The sequence below is a fragment of the Alkaliphilus serpentinus genome (genome assembly GCF_009017255.1).
Taxonomy (GTDB): domain Bacteria; phylum Bacillota; class Clostridia; order Peptostreptococcales; family Natronincolaceae; genus Alkaliphilus_D; species Alkaliphilus_D serpentinus.
The window spans coordinates 1-2,535 of the sequence record NZ_WBZB01000021.1; the positions used below are offsets into that span (position 1 = coordinate 1).

The window sequence follows — 2,535 nt, forward strand, 5'->3', positions numbered from 1 at the left end:
CTTAATAAAAAATTTCTGGGTTAACGAGTTAATGTAGAATTAAGAATGAAAAATTAAGAATTATTGTTCATTTGCTTATGCAAATGATACTCTTTAATTACTCATTAATAATTACTAAATACTCATTAGTAAAATATTTTGCTGGCTTATATTCTATACTGTTCAGTTTTCAAAGACCTGTGATTAATGCTGAAAATCCCTCATCTTCTTTGTTGCTGCATAAATTTTGCATCCTCGCCTATGTCTGTATAGGCTCCGGTAAAAATTTACTTGCGCCTTGAATCTAAGTCCTTTTGAGCATTCTCATTAAAGCTCTTTCAAGGGGTTTACCCCCTTCGCCATCAAGTGGCGACTTAACTAATATATCATGTTTTCATCTTAGTGTCAACAAGTTATATTTTGGAATTTACTTGGCTTTTGTTAAAAAAGCGACTAGATTAATATAGCACATTTATTTCATGTGTCAATTTCCAATTATATGAAATTAATAGCTATATGTAATAAAATGGAGCGGGTGAAGGGAATCGAACCCTCGCGGTCAGCTTGGAAGGCTGAAGTTCTACCACTGAACTACACCCGCATGAGATATTATATTAGAAAGTGGAGCTGGTGATGGGACTCGAACCCGCAACCTGCTGATTACAAGTCAGCTGCTCTTCCAGTTGAGCTACACCAGCATACTTTTTAGTGAATAGTTAAGAGTGAATAGTGTATAGTTCAAACCACTATTTATAATCTTTTTAGTTATTCACTATTAGTTATTAGTTATTAACTTAAAAAAATGGCGACCCGGAAGGGACTCGAACCCTCGACCTCCAGCGTGACAGGCTGGCATTCTAACCAACTGAACTACCGGGCCATTATTAATGGTGGGAGCAACAGGGATCGAACCTGTGACCCCCTGCTTGTAAGGCAGGTGCTCTCCCAGCTGAGCTATGCTCCCAATTTTAGAAGTCGGATGTCGGTTGCCGGTTTGCCAGATTTCAGTGTAAGAACTTCTGTTAAAATTCTTTTTCTTTCTGGTTATGTCAGGCACTCTGATTTCTGACCTCTGATATCCAATTTGGTGACCCCTAGGGGAATCGAACCCCTGTTACCGCCGTGAAAGGGCGGTGTCTTAACCGCTTGACCAAGGGGCCAGTAGTTTTGAAAATGGTGCCCAGAGGCGGAATCGAACCACCGACACGGAGATTTTCAGTCTCCTGCTCTACCGACTGAGCTATCTGGGCAATGTATGGTGGGCTTAAGTAGACTCGAACTACCGACCTCACGCTTATCAGGCGTGCGCTCTAACCTGCTGAGCTATAAGCCCGTGTTTAATGGTCCGGGTGGAGAGATTCGAACTCCCGACCCCATGGTCCCAAACCATGTGCGCTACCAAACTGCGCTACACCCGGATTTGTTTGTTTGGCAGGGGTGGCAGGATTCGAACCCACGACACGTGGTTTTGGAGACCACTGTTCTACCAGACTGAACTACACCCCTAGTTTTACAAGAGTAAATTCTTGTTTATTAATTTAATGGTGGGCCTTCAGGGACTCGAACCCCGGACCTGCCGGTTATGAGCCGGACGCTCTGACCAACTGAGCTAAAGGCCCCTATATATTATAGGTGTTTTAATATTGCATAATGGTCCGGGTGGAGAGATTCGAACTCCCGACCCCATGGTCCCAAACCATGTGCGCTACCAAACTGCGCTACACCCGGTTTAAAATGGCGGAGAAGGCGGGATTCGAACCCGCGCGCCGCTTACACGACCTAACGGTTTAGCAAACCGTCCTCTTCAGCCTACTTGAGTACTTCTCCATTTTAAAACTGGCGGAGAGGGTGGGATTCGAACCCACGGCCCCTTTCGGAGTCACTGGTTTTCAAGACCAGCTCCTTAAACCGCTCGGACACCTCTCCTTAGTTGGTGACCCATCCGCGACTCGAACGCGGGACACCCTGATTAAAAGTCAGGTGCTCTACCGACTGAGCTAATGGGTCAAAATGGCTGGGATAGTAGGACTCGAACCTACGAATGACGGAGTCAAAGTCCGTTGCCTTACCGACTTGGCTATATCCCAGTAATAAAATAATTAATATGGCGTGCCCACAGGGATTCGAACCCCGGACAACCGGCTTAGAAGGCCGGTGCTCTATCCAGCTGAGCTATGGGCACATGTTATGTTAGATAATGAAAATGGAGCGGGTGAAGGGAATCGAACCCTCGCGGTCAGCTTGGAAGGCTGAAGTTCTACCACTGAACTACACCCGCATAATTGGTGGGAGCAACAGGGATCGAACCTGTGACCCCCTGCTTGTAAGGCAGGTGCTCTCCCAGCTGAGCTATGCTCCCAAATAAATTAAAAGTGATAAGTTAGAAATTATAAATTAATAACTTTTCATTTTTCATTGTTAATTTTTCATTTCCAAAGCTAGCTTTGGAAAAATGGTAGCGGCAATAGGAATCGAACCTATGACCTTTCGGGTATGAACCGAACGCTCTAGCCAGCTGAGCTATGCCGCCATAATGGTTGCGGGGACAGGATTCGA

Annotated in this window: 19 tRNA genes; all 19 read right to left on the reverse strand. The window is 45.1% G+C overall.

What is annotated here, in order from left to right:
- Window positions 1-506: 506 nt before the first annotated feature.
- A tRNA-Gly gene (locus F8153_RS07210) sits at window positions 507-580 on the reverse strand.
- A 21-nt stretch (window positions 581-601) separates the two neighbouring features.
- Window positions 602-677, reverse strand: a tRNA-Thr gene (locus tag F8153_RS07215).
- Between the two features lie 105 nt (window positions 678-782).
- A tRNA-Asp gene (locus F8153_RS07220) sits at window positions 783-859 on the reverse strand.
- An 8-nt stretch (window positions 860-867) separates the two neighbouring features.
- Window positions 868-943, reverse strand: a tRNA-Val gene (locus F8153_RS07225).
- A 121-nt stretch (window positions 944-1,064) separates the two neighbouring features.
- Window positions 1,065-1,139: transfer RNA gene (locus F8153_RS07230), tRNA-Glu, on the reverse strand.
- A gap of 14 nt (window positions 1,140-1,153) precedes the next feature.
- A tRNA-Phe gene (locus F8153_RS07235) sits at window positions 1,154-1,229 on the reverse strand.
- 6 nt (window positions 1,230-1,235) lie between these two features.
- Window positions 1,236-1,312, reverse strand: a tRNA-Ile gene (locus F8153_RS07240).
- Between the two features lie 8 nt (window positions 1,313-1,320).
- Window positions 1,321-1,397 (reverse strand) — tRNA-Pro (locus tag F8153_RS07245).
- A gap of 11 nt (window positions 1,398-1,408) precedes the next feature.
- Window positions 1,409-1,485: transfer RNA gene (locus F8153_RS07250), tRNA-Trp, on the reverse strand.
- A 36-nt stretch (window positions 1,486-1,521) separates the two neighbouring features.
- Window positions 1,522-1,598: transfer RNA gene (locus F8153_RS07255), tRNA-Ile, on the reverse strand.
- A gap of 32 nt (window positions 1,599-1,630) precedes the next feature.
- A tRNA-Pro gene (locus F8153_RS07260) sits at window positions 1,631-1,707 on the reverse strand.
- Between the two features lie 7 nt (window positions 1,708-1,714).
- Window positions 1,715-1,806: transfer RNA gene (locus F8153_RS07265), tRNA-Ser, on the reverse strand.
- Window positions 1,807-1,816: 10 nt separating this feature from the next.
- Window positions 1,817-1,905, reverse strand: a tRNA-Ser gene (locus tag F8153_RS07270).
- 5 nt (window positions 1,906-1,910) lie between these two features.
- Window positions 1,911-1,986 (reverse strand) — tRNA-Lys (locus F8153_RS07275).
- Window positions 1,987-1,990: 4 nt separating this feature from the next.
- Window positions 1,991-2,066: transfer RNA gene (locus F8153_RS07280), tRNA-Gln, on the reverse strand.
- Between the two features lie 18 nt (window positions 2,067-2,084).
- A tRNA-Arg gene (locus F8153_RS07285) sits at window positions 2,085-2,161 on the reverse strand.
- A 22-nt stretch (window positions 2,162-2,183) separates the two neighbouring features.
- A tRNA-Gly gene (locus F8153_RS07290) sits at window positions 2,184-2,257 on the reverse strand.
- Between the two features lie 5 nt (window positions 2,258-2,262).
- Window positions 2,263-2,338, reverse strand: a tRNA-Val gene (locus F8153_RS07295).
- A 94-nt stretch (window positions 2,339-2,432) separates the two neighbouring features.
- A tRNA-Met gene (locus F8153_RS07300) sits at window positions 2,433-2,509 on the reverse strand.
- Between the last annotated feature and the right edge of the window lie 26 nt (window positions 2,510-2,535).